Annotated in this window: 20 protein-coding genes; 14 read left to right on the top strand and 6 right to left on the bottom strand. The window is 59.1% G+C overall.

The window, feature by feature from the left end:
- Positions 1-51: 51 nt before the first annotated feature.
- From ACMFWR_RS25265 to ACMFWR_RS25220, 10 genes are all read left to right on the top strand, one after another.
- Positions 52-684: an FMN-dependent NADH-azoreductase gene (locus ACMFWR_RS25265; RefSeq protein ID WP_413195118.1), complete on the top strand. Its 633-nt coding sequence runs from the start codon at positions 52-54 to the stop codon at positions 682-684.
- A 15-nt stretch (positions 685-699) separates the two neighbouring features.
- Positions 700-984 carry a DUF3331 domain-containing protein gene (locus ACMFWR_RS25260; protein WP_413195117.1) on the top strand — a complete coding sequence of 95 codons (285 nt, stop codon included), beginning with the start codon at positions 700-702 and terminating at the stop codon, positions 982-984.
- A gap of 13 nt (positions 985-997) precedes the next feature.
- A complete protein-coding gene (locus ACMFWR_RS25255; protein WP_413195116.1) occupies positions 998-2,014 on the top strand; it encodes an AraC family transcriptional regulator in 1,017 nt (338 codons plus the stop codon).
- 282 nt (positions 2,015-2,296) lie between these two features.
- The gene (locus tag ACMFWR_RS25250) at positions 2,297-2,914 is read left to right on the top strand and encodes a nitroreductase family protein (RefSeq protein WP_413197344.1); all 618 of its coding nucleotides are present in this window, start codon (positions 2,297-2,299) and stop codon (positions 2,912-2,914) included.
- A gap of 188 nt (positions 2,915-3,102) precedes the next feature.
- A complete protein-coding gene (locus ACMFWR_RS25245; protein WP_413197343.1) occupies positions 3,103-3,648 on the top strand; it encodes a carboxymuconolactone decarboxylase family protein in 546 nt (181 codons plus the stop codon).
- A gap of 125 nt (positions 3,649-3,773) precedes the next feature.
- The gene (locus ACMFWR_RS25240) at positions 3,774-4,244 is read left to right on the top strand and encodes a pyridoxamine 5'-phosphate oxidase family protein (RefSeq protein ID WP_413195115.1); all 471 of its coding nucleotides are present in this window, start codon (positions 3,774-3,776) and stop codon (positions 4,242-4,244) included.
- Between the two features lie 68 nt (positions 4,245-4,312).
- Positions 4,313-4,762 (top strand): N-acetyltransferase family protein, encoded by a 450-nt coding sequence (locus ACMFWR_RS25235; protein ID WP_413195114.1) that lies wholly within the window; start codon positions 4,313-4,315, stop codon positions 4,760-4,762.
- Positions 4,763-4,781: 19 nt separating this feature from the next.
- Complete coding sequence (locus ACMFWR_RS25230) at positions 4,782-5,246, top strand: DUF3788 domain-containing protein (RefSeq protein WP_413195113.1); 465 nt, start codon at positions 4,782-4,784, stop codon at positions 5,244-5,246.
- Positions 5,247-5,356: 110 nt separating this feature from the next.
- Positions 5,357-6,766, top strand: coding sequence for a PLP-dependent aminotransferase family protein (locus tag ACMFWR_RS25225; protein ID WP_413195112.1), 1,410 nt, complete (start codon positions 5,357-5,359; stop codon positions 6,764-6,766).
- A gap of 199 nt (positions 6,767-6,965) precedes the next feature.
- Positions 6,966-8,042 carry a hypothetical protein gene (locus tag ACMFWR_RS25220; protein ID WP_413195111.1) on the top strand — a complete coding sequence of 359 codons (1,077 nt, stop codon included), beginning with the start codon at positions 6,966-6,968 and terminating at the stop codon, positions 8,040-8,042.
- Between the two features lie 172 nt (positions 8,043-8,214).
- Here the strand turns inward: ACMFWR_RS25220 and ACMFWR_RS25215 are convergent, their stop codons facing one another.
- From ACMFWR_RS25215 to ACMFWR_RS25200, 4 genes are all read right to left on the bottom strand, one after another.
- A complete protein-coding gene (locus ACMFWR_RS25215) occupies positions 8,215-8,670 on the bottom strand; it encodes a RidA family protein (RefSeq protein ID WP_413195110.1) in 456 nt (151 codons plus the stop codon).
- Between the two features lie 276 nt (positions 8,671-8,946).
- Positions 8,947-9,735 carry an alpha/beta fold hydrolase gene (locus ACMFWR_RS25210; protein ID WP_413195109.1) on the bottom strand — a complete coding sequence of 263 codons (789 nt, stop codon included), beginning with the start codon at positions 9,733-9,735 and terminating at the stop codon, positions 8,947-8,949.
- A 281-nt stretch (positions 9,736-10,016) separates the two neighbouring features.
- Positions 10,017-10,979 carry an AraC family transcriptional regulator gene (locus ACMFWR_RS25205; protein WP_413195108.1) on the bottom strand — a complete coding sequence of 321 codons (963 nt, stop codon included), beginning with the start codon at positions 10,977-10,979 and terminating at the stop codon, positions 10,017-10,019.
- A gap of 38 nt (positions 10,980-11,017) precedes the next feature.
- Entirely contained in the window at positions 11,018-11,890 is an 873-nt protein-coding gene (locus tag ACMFWR_RS25200) for a LysR family transcriptional regulator (RefSeq protein ID WP_413195107.1), read from the bottom strand.
- Between the two features lie 97 nt (positions 11,891-11,987).
- Between ACMFWR_RS25200 and ACMFWR_RS25195 the strand changes: the two genes are divergently transcribed.
- Entirely contained in the window at positions 11,988-12,941 is a 954-nt protein-coding gene (locus tag ACMFWR_RS25195) for an HPP family protein (RefSeq protein ID WP_413195106.1), read from the top strand.
- Positions 12,942-13,030: 89 nt separating this feature from the next.
- On the opposite strand, the gene ACMFWR_RS25190 is transcribed toward ACMFWR_RS25195, so the two are convergent.
- Together ACMFWR_RS25190 and ACMFWR_RS25185 are read right to left on the bottom strand one after the other, a co-directional pair.
- Entirely contained in the window at positions 13,031-13,963 is a 933-nt protein-coding gene (locus ACMFWR_RS25190) for an MBL fold metallo-hydrolase (protein WP_413195105.1), read from the bottom strand.
- Positions 13,964-14,060: 97 nt separating this feature from the next.
- Entirely contained in the window at positions 14,061-14,522 is a 462-nt protein-coding gene (locus ACMFWR_RS25185; RefSeq protein WP_413195104.1) for a carboxymuconolactone decarboxylase family protein, read from the bottom strand.
- A gap of 178 nt (positions 14,523-14,700) precedes the next feature.
- On the opposite strand from ACMFWR_RS25185, the gene ACMFWR_RS25180 reads away from it, so the two are divergent.
- The 3 genes from ACMFWR_RS25180 to ACMFWR_RS25170 all read left to right on the top strand — a co-directional run bounded on the left by ACMFWR_RS25180 (position 14,701) and on the right by ACMFWR_RS25170 (position 17,818).
- Complete coding sequence (locus ACMFWR_RS25180) at positions 14,701-15,594, top strand: RNA polymerase sigma-70 factor (protein ID WP_413195103.1); 894 nt, start codon at positions 14,701-14,703, stop codon at positions 15,592-15,594.
- A 95-nt stretch (positions 15,595-15,689) separates the two neighbouring features.
- The gene (locus ACMFWR_RS25175; RefSeq protein WP_413195102.1) at positions 15,690-16,322 is read left to right on the top strand and encodes a flavodoxin family protein; all 633 of its coding nucleotides are present in this window, start codon (positions 15,690-15,692) and stop codon (positions 16,320-16,322) included.
- Positions 16,322-17,818: a PLP-dependent aminotransferase family protein gene (locus tag ACMFWR_RS25170; protein ID WP_413195101.1), complete on the top strand. Its 1,497-nt coding sequence runs from the start codon at positions 16,322-16,324 to the stop codon at positions 17,816-17,818. Before ACMFWR_RS25175 ends, ACMFWR_RS25170 begins: the two co-directional genes overlap by 1 nt.
- Positions 17,819-17,862: the final 44 nt, after the last annotated feature.

Genomic DNA, 17,862 nt, shown 5'->3' with positions numbered 1-17,862 from the left:
AGCAGGCGACCGCGCCACTTTAGCCGTTGCGAATCGGCAGGAGAGAAAGGCATGAATATTCTGCACATCGATTGCAGCCCGCGGCTGGAGTCGCATAGCCGAAAACTTTCGGCAGGAATCGTCGAGAAGCTTCTGTCGATTCTGCCCGGCGCACAGGTTCATCGTCGCGACCTGGGATTCGAGCCGATACCCCATACTGAATCTGCCTACGCTGAAGTTCTTTCGACGCCTGCGACATTGGCCGCCGCGGGGCGGACCGCCGACGCACTCCGTCTCGCTGAGGAACTCATTCAGGAAGTCGAGGCTGCCGATGTCATCGTCATCGGAACGCCGATGAACAATTTCACGGTCCCCTCCGTCCTGAAGGCATGGATCGATCAGATCCTCCGCGTCGGTCGCACCATGAAGTCGACACCCGCTGGAAAAGTCGGACTGCTTCAGGATCGTCCGGTATTTGTCGGCATTGCTTCGGGTGGCGTATTTACGGGCGAGCGTGCCAATCAATCGGATTTCCTCACGCCTTATCTCTCCGCCGTACTCGCATGCATCGGAGTGACCACGGTTCACTATCTCCCGTTGCAAGCCACCGCATTCCTCGATGACGCGAAGGCAGATGAACTTCGTGCTTCGTTGATCGCAACGATCGAGCCGGCGATGGTGAATCTCGTGTCTAGTCTCGTTTGAGTAGTCGAGCATCTCATGCAGAACGAAGCGACGATCCCGCGGGTCTCCGTCGTCGAGAAGCTGACGTCGACGACGATCAGCGTACGTTGGAGTGATCCCTGTCTGGGCCATTACGAGAGTCAGGTCTGGGGTATAGGTCTCGCGCAGATGGATGCCGTTTGTGTGCTGTCGGGTAAGCCCATACACAGCGGCGACTCGATCTTCCGACCGCGTGTCAATCGAACACATATCCCCATCAATCGCCATCGAATGATGCTGGCGTCCGCAGTTGCTTGCACTCCTGGGCAAGCGTCATATTGAAAGGCACTGGACCATGGACGCACCGCTGAAGATGATGGTCGAGCGTTCTGAAGATAGCGACCAAAGCAGTCCTGTCTCTCACGTCGACTGGTTGAGTCAACTGGTGCAAATCATCACCATCACCGGTCGACCTGAAGTGCGCTGTGCCTACGGTGCGCCATGGCGCGTGGCGTGGGATCAGGCAGCCACCCACGAAATCCCCTATCACATCGTCCTCAAGGGCAGGGCTGTCATCGAGGATCCGGAGACGGGGACGACCAAGTCGCTTGTGGCCGGCGATATCGTTCTATTGCCTCACGGATCAGCGCATGTTCTGCACGACGGTAGCGGAAAGGAACCGGGCCCTACGCGTGAACGCCGGGACGCCTCGGGATTGACCTTTAGCGACAACGACGACGTCGGCGAACGCCTGGATATGTTGTGCGGCCGCTTTTTTATCGGCGCCCCGCATGACCGGCTGATTCGCAACTACCTTCCGACAAATCTGGTAGTGCGAACGAATGGCAGCGATGATGAAGCCGGTATCGAGTCTGCTTCGAGTCACCTTGCCAATTTTGTGAGGCTGATACGCGAAGAGTCTGCAGGCGACAGAGTGGGCGGTTATGCCATCCTCAACGCACTCAGTTCGGCGCTGTTCACGATCGTGCTGCGTGAGGCAAGCAAATCCGGACAAGCGCCGAAAGGCTTGTTGGCGCTGGCCGGCCATCCGCGATTGGCCCCTGCGATTTCAGCCATATTCTCTGAACCCGCGCGACCCTGGAACCTGCCTGATCTGGCTGCCTTGTGCAATATGTCGCGCGCCACGTTCATGCGGCATTTCCAGGATACGTTAGGGCGCTCAGCGGTCGATTTGCTGATCGATATCCGCATGAGCCACGCCGCCAACGAACTGAAGAAACCGACGATGACCACTGAGGCCGTTGCCGAATTGGTTGGCTATCAATCCGTCTCGTCATTCCGTCGTTTGTTCGCGGACAGGATGGGCATGACACCCGGTGAATGGCGCCGTCTCGCACGCCAGGTTCGATAGCGCTCCAGGTTTCGCGTGCACGCAGGGTGAAGTGATCCTATTGGATATTTTCTTGAGCCCATACGCTCTCGAAATCGCTATAGGAGAGGCCTAAAGTTGAGTCACAGCATCACTTGAAGACGAGCAAGCAGCAAGCACTGCAACGCCGCGTTACTCGCGGCAGAGGCGAAGAGATTTCGGCATAAGACCGGGAATTCAAGCCGCGCAATGCCGCACGAAAGCAAGTGTGTGACTCAGCAGATACCTCTATCCATAGGAATCACCATGAGCAGCGAAATCACCATGAACAACGAAGTCATCCAATGCATCGTCAGCCGCAGCGCGACCAAGTACTACGACAAATCAGCGAAGTTGAGTGACGAAGAAATTAGTGAGCTGGTGCGAATTGCCACCAGCGCGCCGACGTCTTTCCACTTGCAGAACTGGCGCTTCATTGCTGTGCGCACGCCCGAAGCGAAGGCCAAGCTTTTCCCGCTTGCGTGGAAGCAACCCGCTGTCGCAGACGCGGCAGTGACCTTCATCATCTGCGGACAGCTTGTCGATACCAGCGTGATTCCGCAACGTCTGGCGCCGCTGGTGGCAGCGGGTGTGATGCCGGCTGACATGGTGCAAGAGTGGGAGAAGCCGGCTCGTGAGTTGTATATGGCTTACCCGCAACGTCGACGCGATGAAGCTGTACGCACGGCGACCTTCGGCGCGTCAGCAATGATTTACGCGGCCCGCTCGCTCGGCCTGGGTTCGACACCGATGATTGGCTTTGACGCCGACGCGGTGCACCGTGAATTCGGTCTTGCCGACGACGAAGTGCCGGCACTGCTCCTCGCCGTCGGCGTCGAGCGACAAGGCAACTGGGCGCAAAAGCCCCGTCGCCCCGTGGCCGAGGTGCTCGACCTCGTATAAGCGCACCGCAGGGGCATTGACGGTACGCAATGATCCACCGGCTGCGAAATCGGCAGACACAAGCAAGGTCTCTCTTGTCTGTAAGCCGAACGCGCTCCGACCCGTCTGCAAGGACGAAATGAACCCGGGGAACAGTTCAATGATGAACTTTCCTCAATCAGTCAAACCAGCAAATTAGAGAATTGATGATGACAAGGACTACTACGCTTACTCTGGAACAAGTGCCCGCCGAATCGAAGGCAACACTCGAAGCATTCGCCAAGAACATCGGGTTCACCCCGAATATGATGGGTGCCTTCGCGCAGAGCCCGATCGCCTTCAATGCATGGGCTCAACTGCTCGGCTCGTTGAGCAAGGCGCTTGACGTGAAGACGCGTGACAGCATTGGTCTGGCAGTCTCCGAAGTGAACGGTTGCAACTACTGCCTGACGGTTCACAGCTTCACGGCAGAACACCTGGCGAAGCTGCCGGCGGATGAAATCATCCTGGCCCGAACCGGTCACGCTGCTGACCCGAAGCGGGACGCTGCTGTCCAGTTCGCGCGCAAAGTCATTGAAACCCGCGGGAAGGTCAGTGACTCCGATTTGAATGCTGTTCGCGAAGCAGGCCACACGGACGCCAACGTGATGGAAATCGTTGCACTCGTGGCCATGTATTCCCTCACGAACTTCTTCAATAACGTGTTCGATCCGGATATGGATTTCCCTGCTGTGACTCCGGCCGGCTCAATCTGAGCGCTCGACTGAGTGGTATGTGACGTTGAGGAACCTCAAGAACGGTGTTCTCGAGGTTCCTCAGTCGATCGCTTCTAGAGAACGATGCTCGATTCCGCAGGAATCTTTTTTAGACGAGTACATCGATGATTGAAATCACCGCCGACGCTGAGACAGTCATCGAGAGGGCGATCCTGTCGTTCGTCGCGACAGTGAACCGGGACGGAAGACCCAGTCTGTCGCCGAAGGCATCCTTGACTGTCAGGAATGGTCGCCTCTACTTCGCGGATATCGCTTCGCGTGGAACGATACAGAACTTGAAGCGCAACGCTTCGGTCGAGATCAACGTAGTCGATATCTTCCAGAGGCGTGGCTACCGGTTCAGCGGTCGGGGCGTCATTCTGCTGCCGGGTAACGACGAGTATTCGATGATCGCGGAGTGGGTTCGTGCGACCAACGGGCCCGAGTATCCCGTCGAGCATGTGGTCAGGATTGAGCTGACGTCGATTTCCCCATTGAAGTCGCCTGCGCATATTTTCGCCGATCCACCTCGTAGCCAGGACGAGATCGAGCAAACGTACCGTGAGAAATACGGCGTGAGCCGAATCGGGGAATAGGTCGCGCTCAACCACGCGCGGTTAGTCGGGGCGACCCTGCTGTTGTGAATCGAATGTCGGGAGCATCTATGCAATCCATCGAAATCAGAGCCATTGAACGTAGTGATTTTGATATTTGGCTGCCCTTGTGGAAAAGCTATCAAGTTTTCTACAAGGTGGATATTCCCGAGAGCGTGACCCTCGATACCTGGGAGCGGTTTCTCAACCCGAACGAACGAATGTACGCATCACTTGCTGTAGCGGGCGGTGGGGCCTTCGGGTTTGCCCATACGGTCTACCATCGGTCAACCTGGGCCACCTGCGATTACTGCTATCTCCATGATCTGTTTGTTGCCCCCGAAGCGCGTGGACGCGGCGTTGGACGCAGTTTGATCGAGCATGTCTACGCGGACGCAAAACGTCGCAACGTTTCCCGTGTGCACTGGCTGACTCATGAAACCAACTTCGCGGGCAGAGTCCTTTACGACAGCGTCGGAGAGCGTTCGGGCTTTATCCAGTACCGAAAGGTGCTCGGCTGAGACGCAGGAGAGATGAGATATGGAAACCAACGCACAGCAAACCGCCCAGATTGGCGACAGAATGGCGGATAAGTTCTCCGAGCCTGATGAACGCACGATCCGAGATTGGTTAGGGCCGGAGGCATTTGAACATTGGGTCGAACTGCGCAAATGGATCGACGAGTTCTACCCCGACGTTTTCCAGCCGGACTGGATATACGGCGGCAAAAAGCGCGGCTGGGCGCTACGCTATAAGCAAAACAAGGCCTTCTGCAGCTTGATGCCCGAATACGGGCAATTGTCGACGCTGGTTGTCCTGGGCCGAGTCGAGCGCGAGAAGTTTGAAGAGCGGCGTTGTTCCTGGAGCCCGGGGCTGGTCAAGCTGTATGACGAATCGCGGACGTATCACGACGGGAAATGGCTGACCGTGCCAATCCTGTCGGCGGACGATCGAGATGAGGTGGCCGATCTGATGAGAATGAAACGCCCTGCGGTTGCGCGTTAAATGCGTCACCGTCGTTCGCCTTTGATTCGGAGGATGTTGCCGAGAAATCTGTACCGTCGATGGTATGAGTCAAGCAAGCAGGATTCGCGGATCTTGTGTGTATCAAGAACATGAATTCAGACCTGAAGATACGGCTCGACCGGACATCGAAGATGTCCCTCACAGAGCAGATTCGTACGAGCATCAGCCGAGCGATCGAGTCGGGCACGCTCGCGCCGGGGACGCGGCTGCCTTCGTGGCTGGATCTGTCTGCCCAGCTCGGTGTATCGCGCGGCACCGTTCAGGCGGCCTATGACCGGCTGTCCGACGCGCAGATGATCGAAACCTTCCGTGCGGGCGGCACGCGCGTCGCGCCACGGCCTCGCGCTGCGACGCCCAGGCATGAGGCACCCGAGCCCGGGATGTTTATGAAGGCCTACGACGAGATGCACGGTGGCCCCAATATCTTCCAGCTCGGCATTCCAGCCTATGAGGGCCTGCCAGAAAAGCTTTTTGCACGTGCACGTTCTTCGAATCTCTTGAAGGCCGGCGGATTATCGTCGCTGCTCCATCCCGATCCGAGAGGAGAGTTCGAGTTGCGCAGGGAGGTTGCGGGATATCTCTCCATCGCCCGGAATCTCCACTGCTACCCGGAACAGGTGTTTATCACCGCGGGATATAGCTCCGGTTTAGGTCTCGCGCTGCGCGTACTCGGTTTGGACGGAAAGCAGGCGTGGGTAGAAGACCCTGGTTTCCTGGTCACGCGAAAGGCACTGGAACTCACTCGGCTGAATATCGTCCCGGTACCGGTGGACGCCGAAGGCATCGATGTCGAATACGGAATGGACCATGCTGCGGATGCGGCGCTCGCCGTTGTAACGCCGGGTCAGCAGGCTCCGTTAGGCGTGACACTGTCGTTGAGAAGACGCCTTCAGTTGCTCGAATGGGCAACAGCGCGAAGCGCCTGGATCATAGAAGACGATTATCTTGGCGAATTGCAACTCGATGGCCGGCCGGCTCCGGCTCTGGCGTCTTTGGACGAGGGCAACCGGGTCATCCACATCGGCTCATTCAGCAAAACGATCAGTCCGGCATTGAGACTCGGGTTTGTCGTGGCACCCGAGGAACTGATTGACGAGTTTTCAGTGGTGGCCGCGACCCTTGCACCCGCGCCCGCCCCGGTCATTCAACTCGCCACCGCTCACTTTATTCGTGACGGTCACTATATCCGGCGCGTTCGCCGGCTCAGGCGTCTCTATACCGCCCAGCGTGATGCGTTGTGTGCGCAGTTACGCATGCGCGACGCGGAATGGATCAATGCCGGTCTGACGGTACTCTTCAGACTTCCTGACGGCGCACCTGACGCGCAAATCGCGCGGGAGGCCCGTGCAATGGGAATGGCACCGTCGCCTTTGTCCAAGTGGTTCGCGACGCCATCGAGGGCCTTGTCCGGGCTTTTACTCGGAGTTTCCACGGCGCCTGTGCCACGCCTTGAGACGTCATGCCGTCTTTTGTTCGAGCTCGTCGATCGTTTCTGCTAGACGGAGGGAAGGGGCGCACCGTGTTTCGGCCGTCGTAAATGTCATACAACGCACATAGAATGCCGCCTTTATTCGATTGACCGTCTATAACAGATCGAGGCTTCGCAATTCGTGCGGGCGTCCCGCAGGAGACAAACGAGAAATGACTTCAATAACAGAAGCTCGATATATCCGGCGCACCCGTTTAATGACTGCGCAAATGGTCGCGCTTGCGGCCGTCACGATGGCGCTTGCGGGCTGTGGCGGCGGCTCGGGCGGGTCTGACAATGCTGCTGCAACGCCAGCTGCTCCTGCGACAACGCCGGTTGCAAATTTCTCGATCAGCGGGACGGTTTCGGGACTGCACGGACAATCTCTGCAGCTCAAAAACGGCGCTGATACGGTGACGGTGAATGGCGACGGCTCCTTCGTTTTTCCGACGAGTGTGGCATCGGGGAGCACATATAGTGTGACCGCCGTCACACCTTTCTGGACGCAGTGCAGTCTTCAGAATCAAAGCGGAACGGTAAAAACCAACGTGACCGTGACGGTAAGCTGCTCGACCGCGACTGCAACCAACTCGACGTTTGCAAGCGGACTTTCAGTTCCGGATGAACTCGCACTCGACGCAAGCGGAAATGTGTATGCGGCCACGCAAAACTCGAATCAGGTTGTGAAGATCTCGTCGAGCGGTACGGTATCGGTGATTGGATTCACTGGGCTGTCTGTACCAAATGCGGTCGCAGTGGACAGTTCGGGAAATGTCTACACGATGAACGGGGCCAATTCCTTGATCAAGATGTCCGCAGATGGGACGACGCAAACCGTCGTTGCCCCAGGATTGCCGTTTTCGGACGCTATCGCAGTCGACAGCAATGACAACGTCTACGTTGCGGACTTCAACAACAGCGTCGTGCACAAGGTAACGCCGGGTGGCACGGTGACGACGGTCCCCGCCAGTGTTCCGTCTCCTCAAGCTATTGCCGTAGACGCTGCCGGAAACTTCTATGTCTTCGGGACTGGCGGGGTCATCGATAAAGTTGACCCGACGAACGGGCAGATTACCGCGCTCGGCAGTGGCATTACAGGCGGCTTTGGGATTGCCGTCGATTCGAAAGGAAACGTCTACGTCACAGAAAGCGGCAGCGGCGCGGTGCAGGAAATCGAACCAGACGGCACGGTAGCGACGCTCGGTACCGTCAACGACCCGGGAGGTATCGCTGTGCGTTCGGATGGGGGCATCTATGTCGGTTCGCGAACTCCCGGCACCATCGTGTTACTGACGCCGAGCCACTAAAGCGCAACGTTGAACGAGCGATTCGCGAAGCAGCTTTGCGTAGATACTCGTCCAAGGACCTTGGTCGGGAGGGCGTCGCAGGGTTAAGCGATCTCGAGCGCGTCCAACTGAATTGTCTCCGCGCTGCGGAGACAATTCGGCCCGAAGCCGCTCGATGCGCACGCTTCGGAACTTATCCCTTCAATTCAAAAATACTGTCGATTTCGACCGGGATTCCCATCGGCAAGGTATGCACGCCCAGCGCGCTTCGCGCCGGAAGGTTGTCTTGACCAAACAAAGTCAGCAGGACATCGCTGGCACCATTCGCCACTTGCGGATGCTGGGTGAATGACTCATCGGCGCGGACGTACACCGTGAGTCGACTACACCGCGCAATCTTGTCGAGTCCGCACTCCTGTTCAACACACGCCAAGATCATGAGCATCGTCAGGCGTGCTGCCTCTTGAGCCCTTTCTAGCGATAGATCGCGACCGACGACCCCGACAATCGGTCGGCCATTCTCAAACGGACCCAGCCCGGACACATATAGTTGGTTTCCCGAAACAGAGACGGTCCGATACGACCCGAGCGGCTTGATGGGTTGAGGCAAGTGAAGACCTGCTTCGGAAAGGCGGTCGAAAATGTTCATGTTCAGGCTCGAGGCGGCGTGATGGAGCGTGGGTCATTGTGATCGTGCGGATCAGCTGGACCACGATCCGAACGGATGGCTCAATCCGATGAGATGCTGCGATTCTAGCGTCCGGCGCAGAAAGCAACAGCGGGCGATCTGGCTTAGATCCCCGCTGTCAGAGGAGCATCATCGTCATCGAACTGACGTCACCCAGACGGTGACTGAATGGGTGACCGGGTGACCTGGCGCGCTGTAGCGCATCTGTCGCGTCAGGTCGTCGGCTGGAGCCCGTGCCTACTTCGCGGCATCCTCAATGGCTTTCGCAAGGCCGTCCGGATCGGTGAGGAACGGCGTATGGCCAGTCTGCAGGGTGTACTCAGCCCTTACAGGCGTAGCGGCAACCATCTTTGCTTGAAACGAAGGGCTGATGACCTGGTCGTTGGCGGTGTGAATGTAGACTTTGTCGACCTGACCGAAGTTGGCGGCAGTGACGTGCACGGGCGTGCCGAGCGGGACCACCGGTTCAGGCAGGATCAGATCGGGGATCGCCTTGCGCAGACCGTCAGGACCATCGTTTGCAAACAGATCGGCACGTGCCGAATATTCGATGGTGGCAATGCCTTTCTCCTTGTCGATCTGCAGGTGCGGGCCGATCTTGGCATCAGCATCCTTGTTCGCCATCGACACGAGTGAATCACCGTCTTGCGGCAAATAGGCTGCAAGGAAGACCAGGGTCTTGATCTTCTTCGGCGCTGCTTCGGCAGCGTCGGCGATGACAAGCCCGCCGAAGCTGTGACCGACCACAACGGCAGGGTGATGAGTTTTGTTCAGGGCAGCGAGGACGGTGTCGCGATACAGATTCAGGCTTACCTCGTTCGGCGCTGCGGGCGAACCGGGACGGCCTGGCAGTTCAACAGCGACAACCTTGAAGCCGTCTGCTTGAAGTTTGGCGCTGACGTGCCCCCAGATCTTGGCGTCTTCGAAAGCGCCATGGACCAACACGATAGGGGGCTTTTCTGCGGCCGACGCAGAGGCACTAAACGCGAATGCAGACACGGTGAGAGCGGCGAGGAGTTGTTTCATCAGACTTGCTTCCTTGACGAGTCCAGATTGTTGTGTGCGGCAACTCGTATTCTTTTCAGATATACGAGTGACCCGCTTCTGGACTGTAAAGAGCGCATCTGAAACAAACCATATCCCGACGTCTCGTTTACATGATCGATTGTATGAACGACTGTGATCCGACCGATGCAAAAAGCCGAGACCGCTCAGACCTTACCCGATTCCTTTGAATCGTAACTGCCGAAACGACAGTTGCGACTGATTGATGAATCGATTGAGCATCTTTGCGCTGACCGTCAACGTTATTCCGAGCTTCGAGCGACAAAAATGTCGGTCTGTGTCATGCGATGCGTCTCACTCGGCGAATAGCCAAATTCCTGCTTGAATGCACGGCTGAAGGCCGCCTCCGAGCCGTATCCGGCGTCATGCACCACTTCGGTGACCTTGACGGTTCCGCTGCGCAGCAAGTCAGCGGCTAACGTCAGGCGCCACCGTGTCAGATAGCGCAACGGTGAAAGCCCGACCACCGCGCTGAACCGATTTGAAAATGTCGATCGCGACATCATGGCTGTCTCTGCGAGTGTCGAGACAGTCCATGCCCGACCGGGGTCGAGATGCATGGCGGTCAACGCACGGCCAACGCGTTCATCGCTGAGTCCGGACAACCAGCCGACGCGATCGCCTTGCCGACTGACCCACATCCGTAGCGTACGGACCACGAGCAGGTCAATCAGCCTCGATATCATCAATAAGGACCCTGGGCCGCCGCTGCGCGATTCAACGTCCAGAAAATGCGTGATGGAGGCCAGCCAAGGGGGATCACTGACCTTGTCGCATGTCAGGTGTATCAGACCGGGAAGCCCGGTCAGCAAGGAGCGCAACGGCGCACCGTCGAAATGAAACGAACCCGCGAGAAAGGATCCGGCGACGCTTCCTGCTCCCCACTTGAAGGTCTGAACTTTCCCGTTCGGCTTTGCTTCGGCCAGCAGTTCAAACCTTTGCGGCGTGCTTTTCCCCGACTCGCTTTGAATCGTAAGACCATCGCCACGGGGTAACAGAACGAAGTCACCCGCGCGCACGAGCACGGGTTGCCCGTTGCGTTGAGACACGGACAATTGCCCGGTTCGCAAGTGCAAAAACGTCGCCGGCCCGGGCGAAAAGGCGACTTCGGTCGCGTGACCCAGTTCTCCGTGAAATACGTGATCCCCGCGAAGACGAATCAGCTTGAGTACCTCGGACAAGACATCGACGTGTTCGGAAGGCATGGGTATTCCTCTGGGTATAGACAGCGACGCACAAACGACTAGACGCTTGCCCTGAATGCCGGGTGTTCACCCACCACCTTCAGCAGGTAGTCCGTGACGGCCCGTACCTGCGGAGCGCTGCGCAGATCGCGGTGCACGGCCATCCAGATGTCGCGCGACAACGGCGGAGTCTCGTGCGCAAGCCGGCGCAACGCCGGGTCCTGATCCGCAAGAAAGCAGGGCAGACATGCCACACCTGCGCCTCCCCTGGCTGCGGCAAGATGGCCATTGATGTCGCCAATCTCACAGACAATGGGCCGCCCTTTCGCGATCTTCATCAGCCACTTCTGCTGCGGAACGTCGATTGACGCAGAGTCGTAGGCGATGAATTCCCACCCGGACGGATCGCCCAGAAAAGGATAGGTCTTGCTGGCATACAGATCAAACGACATGCGGCCGAGTTTGCGCGCGACGCTGGTGGGTTCCTGAGGCCGGGTCAGTCGAAGAACGATGCTGGCTTCTCTGCGGCCGAGCGAGACCAGCCGCGACTGCGCCGAGACGGATAACTGCACGCCAGGATGCACAAGTCGAAAATCGGCGAGGTGCTTCGCAAGAAAGTTCGCCACCAGGACGGGTGGTGCGCTCAGCGCGACCTTTCCCTTCAGCGGCGAGCGGCTGGCGTCAAGGAATCGCTCAATGGAGTCCGCACCTTCTTCCATGGCCTGGGCCAGTTCGAATACGCGCTGACCCGCGGCCGTCAGCGTGCACGCGCGCGGCTGACGGTCGACTAGGCGGCCGTTCAATTGTTCTTCGAGCGCGCTCAGGCGTCTGCTGACCGTCGCGTGATCGACTTCCAGTGCGCGCGCGGCCCCTGTGAGCGTGCCAAAGCGGCCCACCGCGAGGAAATAGCGCATGTTTTCCCAATCGAACATCGGTGCAAATTCTCACGGATGACGTGCAATTGTGGGGAATATTCGCACAGAAGCATTCCCCCTAGCATAGCGCTGGTCCTTTTATGACCCGTGCACGATGATTCCCAGCTTCCTACTGATGAGCGAATTGCTCACGCTTGTTCTGCTTGCCGGCGCTTCCAAGCTTGCGTTAGCGACGGCCGTGCCGTTCGTCCTCTTTCCAGAACTCAGCGCATTGTCCTACAACGTGTTCTCGCGCCCGGCCGGCGTGTGGGCCAACGCGCCGCTCATGATGATCGTCACACCCACGGCGACAGCGGTGGTCGGTGTTCTGATCGCGCAGCACCTCCCATATGGGGCGCTGAGCGTGGCGGTGTGTGTCGCTGCGGCTATCGGGCTGATGCGGCTGCTACGCTCACCCATCGCGCCAGCGATTTCGGCGGGCTTTCTGCCGTTGGCTCTGGGGCTCACGAGCTGGCAGTACCCGGCGTCGATTGCGCTCGTCACTGCCGTGCTGGCGATATCGTCCATCGCGTATCGTCGGATCTTCAGCGAACGGATTCCGGCGGTCACGCAGTCTTCGAGCCAGAAATCAAAACACGGCGCGGACCGCACGAGCGACCGTTTCGCATGGGTTCCGGTATTCGCCGGCTTTCTTGTACTTGTGTACGCGCTTGGCGCGATCACCGGGCTGCGCTTGGCTTTGTTTCCACCGCTGATCGTGATCGCTTACGAGATGTTCGTTCACCCCGATAGCTGTCCGTGGGCCACGCGTCCCTATGCGCTCGCCGTGACAAGCACAATCGGCGCTGGTGTGGGCGTGGCCTTGGTGACCATGAGTGGGGTCGGCCCCGTTTCCGTAGCGATTGCGTTAATCGTCGGGGCGATGACATTGCGGCTTTTCAGGCTGAATTTTCCTCCGGCGCTGGCGATTTGCCTGCTTCCGCAAATCATCCCGGCACCGGGGCTTGGGTTTGTCGCTGCCGTTGCGCTAGGTTCGACAGCGCTTACCGTCACTTTCTTGGCGGCGCGCGCTTATCCGCGTGTCGAAGGGGTGCGCGGTGCGCGTTGATCGACTCAAGCCGCGAGCCTTGTGGGCCCGCGGCATACGATCGATCGTCACCGCCGTTTAGGCGACGACGGTGAAATGCCCTGCGTCAATCAATAGTCCCACTTCACCGGCACAAAACGAAACGCCTTCCCGTTCTTGGCGATGTGCCCGACGGACGGAAACCCGATGTGCGCTGCGGCCATCAGCGAGCCGGTTTCCGCGGCTTCATTGAGCAGCGCGATACGCACGTCAACCGACGCTTCAGGGTCGTGCTCGAAGCCATTCTGCCAATCGGGATTGTCGAACCCGACTTCGAAAATCGCGTCGCCCACGAACGTCAGCTTCTCGCCGTTCGATGCCACATCCACGACACAATGCCCCGGCGTATGACCGCCGGTCACGCGCGCCGACACGCCGGGCGCGACTACAACAGTCTGATCGAACTGCACGATGTTCTTGCCGTAGAGTTCAACAAACGTTGCCGCGGCCTTGCGAAGCGCAGGAGGCACCGTTTCCGGCATCACGGTCTTGCTGAAGTCCGGGTTCTTCCAGAACTCCACTTCCCGCGCCGCCACGTGAATGCGCACGTCCGGACGAAGCTTGGCCTTGACGCCGTCATTGTTCAGCCCGCCGACGTGATCCATATGCATATGCGTGATCACGATATCGGTGATCGCAGCCAGATCGATGCCCGCCGACTCCAGGCGCATCACCGACTGTCCCGCGCGCGTGAAGTATTCGAAACCGTCGCCCACACCCGAGTCGATCAGGATCAGGCGTTCACCGCTGCGGACGAGCGCGATATTCAGCGCCCAGTCGAACATGTCGCGCTGCAGGAAACGACGGTCGAACCACTCGTTGCGGTTCGCTTCGCTCACGTTCGTGGACATCGTCGAAGTCGGCAACGGAAGAATCCCGTCGCTGATCACCACGACGTCGACGTCACCCACGCGCACGGCGTAACGCGACGGTACGAGCTCTGTCGATCCTTCTTTACCAAGAGGCGAAATCACCGGCTGCACATTGCGAATTGTTTGGCTCATCTTCAATAGTCCTGTCTATTCAATGGAAGATTCGATCTGGCGACAAGTCGGAAGGAAACGGGTCGTTCCGACGCTCTGCACGTCGCCGCGTTCAAGCTCAAAATCCGGGAGCCGGATGTTCGGGGATCTGGTTGCGCAGGCTCAGGTTGATGACGTTCCAGCCGCGGATCGTTGCGATCGCATATGACAGTTCAGCGATCTGTTCTTCGTCGAAGTGCTGGCTCAGTTCCGGATAGACCTCGTCGGTCGTGTCGCGATGCGGCAGCGCGTTGACGGCTTCAGCCCACGCAAGCGCCGCGCGTTCGCGGGCGTCGAAGAACGGGGCTTCACGCCAGCCGGCCACGGCATTGAGGTGGCGCGGGTCGGCACCCTGTTTGATGAGGTCGCGCCAATGCATGTCGACGCAGACGCCACAGCCGTTGATCTGCGACACACGCAGATTGACCATCTCGACGATGCGATGGCCGAGCGAGCTTTGCTTGACCGAGCCGGACAGGCCAATCAGCGCTTTAAGACTGGAGGGGGCGAGTTTGAAAAAGTTGATGCGTGCAGCAGTCATGGTGGTCACCTTGGGGTGGAGCGGCGCCCTGCGCGCCTCTGACCTCCCTTAGACGCAGCGGTCCCGCAATCTGTGACAAAGCCGCTCGCGATTCTGGCAACACGCTAAAAAAAACGCGCTTATACGCTGCTCTGTCACAAAATGCACGGTCCAGACGTCTAATGTTTTCGGGCGTCCAGTGACGTTAATTCGACGAGTGAGTCCCATGGATACGCTACAGACCTTCACGACTTTAAAGCCGCGCCTTTTCGGCATTGCGTATCGCATGCTCGGTACGCGCTCGGATGCCGAAGACGTCGTGCAGGACGCATGGTTGCGCTGGCACGAGGCCGACCACACTGAAATGCGCTCGTCTGAAGCATGGCTTGTCACAGTCACGACACGTCTGTCGATCGATCGGCTGCGGGCCCGCAAAAGTGAACAGGAGCAATACGTCGGAAGGTGGCTGCCCGAGCCGATCGTCGAACTCAATGAAGACACACCCGAAGCGGCGATCGAGCTCGCGAGCGAAGTGTCCATCGCGTTTCTCTGGGTACTCGAGCGTCTGTCCCCCGATGAACGCGCCGCGTTTTTGTTGCGCCAGGCGTTCGATCTCGACTATGCGGAAATCGCAGCGATTGTCGGCAAATCCGAGGCGGCCTGCCGCCAGCTCGTCAGCCGGGCTGGCGAACGTGTTCGAGAAGGCCGGCCGCGTTACACCGTCTCCGAACAGGAGCACAACGAGTTGCTTGTGCGTTTCATGCAGGCGGCCAGCTCCGGCGATCGCGAAGCCATGAAATCCATGTTGAGCGCGGAAGCGGAGCTCATCAGCGATGGCGGCGCAAAAATGTCGTCGTTTGCCAAGGTGCTGCAAGGGGCTGCGCGCGTGGCGGGCGTGTTCTGGTCGGTCGAACATGCGGCGCCAGGCCATGTCACCTATCGGCTCGCGCGCATCAATGGCGCGCTGGGTCTGCTTCGCTACGTGCACGGCGTGATCGAGTCGGCCAATGCATTCACGATCGAAGACGGCCGTATTACAGAGGTCTATGTGATGCGCAACCCCGACAAGCTGTCGTCCGTCCCGCCGCTGTAAAGATCCAGATCCGTCACAAATGAGCCCGCTCTCGCGTCTAAGCCCGCAGAGAGGGACGCATTGGGCGTGCCCTTACACGGTCGGGGATGTCCACCATGTCCAACATCAAGGTGCTTGTCGCTATCGTCTACGACGATCGTGACGGCCGCACCACCGAGCAGGCGCAGGCAGTGGCCATTGGCGCGTCCAGCCATCCGCAGGCGAATAGCTTGCTGATCTCCGTCGACGAAATCGATTGTCATTGGGACACGCTCGAGGACTCGGACGCCATCATATTCGGGTGTCCGACCTGCATGGGCAGTGCGTCGGGCCCTTTCAAGACGTTCATGGATGCAAGCGCATCTCGTGCGTTCGATCAGAGTAAATGGCGGGACAAAGTCGCTGCAGGCTTTACACATGCATCGGCACGCTCAGGCCACACGCTGAATACGCTCGTGCAGCTCTGGATCTTTGCGGCGCAGCAGGGCATGCATTGGGTCAATCTCGGTCCGTTGCCGTGCCACGACGGGTCGTCGACCCGCGACGCATCGGTCTGTCTGCATAGCGACTTTCTCGGCGTTGCTGCGCCAGAGACACCGAGGGCCGATGTCGATGCCGAAATCGATGTCAATGCGGACACGACGCCGGTACGCCCTTCCGAATGGGTGGCGTCGGAACACCTCGGACGACGTGTTGCCCGAGTCGCCTATCAGCTTGCCACAGGCCGTGCCCTGGGGGATGGGCTCTGATGAACCCGCCGCTGGTCTTGTCGCTTCCGCTCGACGCCCCGCAGGCGGGCGAGAGTCTGCACCGCTGGCTCTACGAAGGACTCCGTCAGTCGATCGTGAGCGGGCGTTTGCCGGCGGACAGCGTCCTGCCCGGCACGCGCACGCTTGCTCGCCAATTCCACCTCTCCCGCGGGACGGTTCTTGCGGCCTACGATCAGCTCCTGGCCGAAGGCTATCTCGTCACACGCGTAGGCAGCGGCACGCGTGTGAGCCGCCATTTACCGGATCAGTCCGCTAAGGTCAGCGTCGCGCCACCTGCCAGCGTTTTGACCCAACGACCTGTGGAGCGACGACCGAAGGGGCCGTGGATCAACCGGCTTGTCGAGCACGTGCCTGCGCTACCGCTCGCACTCTCTGACGTCCCGCCTCGTCCATTCCTGCCGCATCGAAGCGATATTCGGGCGTTTCCCATCGATACGTGGCGACAATTGCATGTGCGACAGTTACGCAGTTCGCGTATCGACGCCTTGCGGGAAGTGAACCCCGCAGGACTGCCCGCACTGCGCGAAGCCATCGCCGATCACCTCGCGATCTCACGCGCCGTCTCTGCGTGCCCTGAGCAAATAGTCATCGTCAGCAGCATGCAACAAGCTCTCGATCTCTGCATGCGACTGGTCGCCGGACCCGACGATGCGGTCTGGATGGAAGATCCCGGTCACATGGGCGCGCGAGAAGTCATGCTCGCATCGGGTGCAAGGGTCGTCGACATCTGCGTAGATTGCGACGGCATGCGAGTCGAAGACGGCATACGCGAAGCGCCGGCCGCGGCGCTCGCCTACACGACACCGTCCCGCCACGCGCCGCTTGGCGTCAGCCTCTCAAGCGACAGACGTGCCGCGCTCTTGCAATGGGCGATCGAGCGAGATGCCATCGTTTTCGAAGACGATTGCGACAGCCAGTACTGCTTCGCGGCAAAGCTGACTCCGGCTTTGCGAAGTCTGCCGGGAGCCAGCGAGCATGTCGTGTTCACCGGCACCTTCAGCAGACTGATGTTTCCCTCGCTACGCCTCGCATACGCTGTGCTGCCGCTTCGCCTTGTCGAGCCATTCAAACGCGCCGCGGCGGTCACTGCACGTGGTGCAAATGGAATCGCGCAAGCGGTGATGGCGGACTTTCTCGCGGAAGGTCACTTCGATCGTCATATTCGCCGCATGCGAAAGCGATACGCTTCACGCGCACAGGCATTCGAAACTGCAGCCAGGCGGCATTGGCAAGGGCTTATCGATATTCCGGCAATCGAAGCGGGCCTCGACGTCGTGGGCCAGCTCGTGCGCCATGATGAAGCGGCTGCGGTAGAACGACTCGCAGCAGCGGGCATCGATGCATCACCGCTCGCGCGATACAGCGCGCGCCATCGACACCCGTCGAGCCTGGTGATGGGATTCGCTCCGTTTGACGAAGTCGAAATCGACCTGAGCGCGCGACGTATTGCCTCGGCGCTGCGCGTTGCGGCCTGACTTAAGGTATGTCCATGCAAGACAGGTCATAAGCTATCCCACGA

The organism is Pararobbsia alpina (genome assembly GCF_965118125.1).
GTDB lineage: Bacteria > Pseudomonadota > Gammaproteobacteria > Burkholderiales > Burkholderiaceae > Pararobbsia > Pararobbsia alpina_A.
The sequence above is the reverse complement of the archived record's forward strand: the minus strand, read 5'-3'. Positions and strand labels throughout refer to the sequence as shown.

Coding starts and splice junctions, on each gene's coding strand:
- ACMFWR_RS25265 (WP_413195118.1), top strand. CDS start 52: ATGAATATTCTGCACATCGATTGCAGCCCGCGGCTGGAGTCGCATAGC.
- ACMFWR_RS25260 (WP_413195117.1), top strand. CDS start 700: ATGCAGAACGAAGCGACGATCCCGCGGGTCTCCGTCGTCGAGAAGCTG.
- ACMFWR_RS25255 (WP_413195116.1), top strand. CDS start 998: ATGGACGCACCGCTGAAGATGATGGTCGAGCGTTCTGAAGATAGCGAC.
- ACMFWR_RS25250 (WP_413197344.1), top strand. CDS start 2,297: ATGAACAACGAAGTCATCCAATGCATCGTCAGCCGCAGCGCGACCAAG.
- ACMFWR_RS25245 (WP_413197343.1), top strand. CDS start 3,103: ATGACAAGGACTACTACGCTTACTCTGGAACAAGTGCCCGCCGAATCG.
- ACMFWR_RS25240 (WP_413195115.1), top strand. CDS start 3,774: ATGATTGAAATCACCGCCGACGCTGAGACAGTCATCGAGAGGGCGATC.
- ACMFWR_RS25235 (WP_413195114.1), top strand. CDS start 4,313: ATGCAATCCATCGAAATCAGAGCCATTGAACGTAGTGATTTTGATATT.
- ACMFWR_RS25230 (WP_413195113.1), top strand. CDS start 4,782: ATGGAAACCAACGCACAGCAAACCGCCCAGATTGGCGACAGAATGGCG.
- ACMFWR_RS25225 (WP_413195112.1), top strand. CDS start 5,357: ATGAATTCAGACCTGAAGATACGGCTCGACCGGACATCGAAGATGTCC.
- ACMFWR_RS25220 (WP_413195111.1), top strand. CDS start 6,966: ATGGTCGCGCTTGCGGCCGTCACGATGGCGCTTGCGGGCTGTGGCGGC.
- ACMFWR_RS25215 (WP_413195110.1), bottom strand. CDS start 8,670: ATGAACATTTTCGACCGCCTTTCCGAAGCAGGTCTTCACTTGCCTCAA.
- ACMFWR_RS25210 (WP_413195109.1), bottom strand. CDS start 9,735: ATGAAACAACTCCTCGCCGCTCTCACCGTGTCTGCATTCGCGTTTAGT.
- ACMFWR_RS25205 (WP_413195108.1), bottom strand. CDS start 10,979: ATGCCTTCCGAACACGTCGATGTCTTGTCCGAGGTACTCAAGCTGATT.
- ACMFWR_RS25200 (WP_413195107.1), bottom strand. CDS start 11,890: ATGTTCGATTGGGAAAACATGCGCTATTTCCTCGCGGTGGGCCGCTTT.
- ACMFWR_RS25195 (WP_413195106.1), top strand. CDS start 11,988: ATGATTCCCAGCTTCCTACTGATGAGCGAATTGCTCACGCTTGTTCTG.
- ACMFWR_RS25190 (WP_413195105.1), bottom strand. CDS start 13,963: ATGAGCCAAACAATTCGCAATGTGCAGCCGGTGATTTCGCCTCTTGGT.
- ACMFWR_RS25185 (WP_413195104.1), bottom strand. CDS start 14,522: ATGACTGCTGCACGCATCAACTTTTTCAAACTCGCCCCCTCCAGTCTT.
- ACMFWR_RS25175 (WP_413195102.1), top strand. CDS start 15,690: ATGTCCAACATCAAGGTGCTTGTCGCTATCGTCTACGACGATCGTGAC.
- ACMFWR_RS25170 (WP_413195101.1), top strand. CDS start 16,322: ATGAACCCGCCGCTGGTCTTGTCGCTTCCGCTCGACGCCCCGCAGGCG.